The following is a 471-nucleotide window of genomic DNA, read 5'->3' on the forward strand; positions in this document are numbered from 1 at the left end:
TACACACATCTCACAGAGCCATCCGAGCAAAGCGCAGCCCTTGCACGAACACGGCCACATCGCGCATGCCCAGCCACAGCGTCTTGGCTCCAGGCTCGCCGTCACCCTTGCGTCCCAGGAAGCCCCCCAGTTGGGCGACCAATCGCACCACCGTGTTCAACTGCGGCACTTCCTTGGGCGGCTTCTTCTTGTTGAGCACGTACGCCGCCTGCCACTCGTCCTTCTCGAACAAGAGCTGTGCCGGCAAATCCGGCAATGACCTGCCCAGGCGCATCAGCCGGTTGATCCTCCAGGCCACCACCAGGTACAGCGCCAGCGCCGTCTCGATGCGCTCAACGTCGCCCAGTTGCAAGGCCTCGATTCGGCAGCCCTGCTTGAGGATCAGGAAGAACAACTCGATCTCCCAGCGCGCCCGGTACCAGTCGATCAGTTGCACCGCCTGCTCCAGCGTATCCACCCTGCGGTTGCTCA

General features: G+C 62.8%; 1 protein-coding gene. It reads right to left on the minus strand.

Annotated elements, in window-relative coordinates:
- Positions 1-10: 10 nt before the first annotated feature.
- Positions 11-471: IS4 family transposase (locus JHD63_RS22850; RefSeq protein ID WP_198973100.1), on the minus strand; the 461-nt coding region annotated here is incomplete at its 5' end.

Origin of the sequence: Xylophilus sp. ASV27 (assembly GCF_016428875.1) — a bacterium.
Taxonomy (GTDB): domain Bacteria; phylum Pseudomonadota; class Gammaproteobacteria; order Burkholderiales; family Burkholderiaceae_C; genus Xylophilus.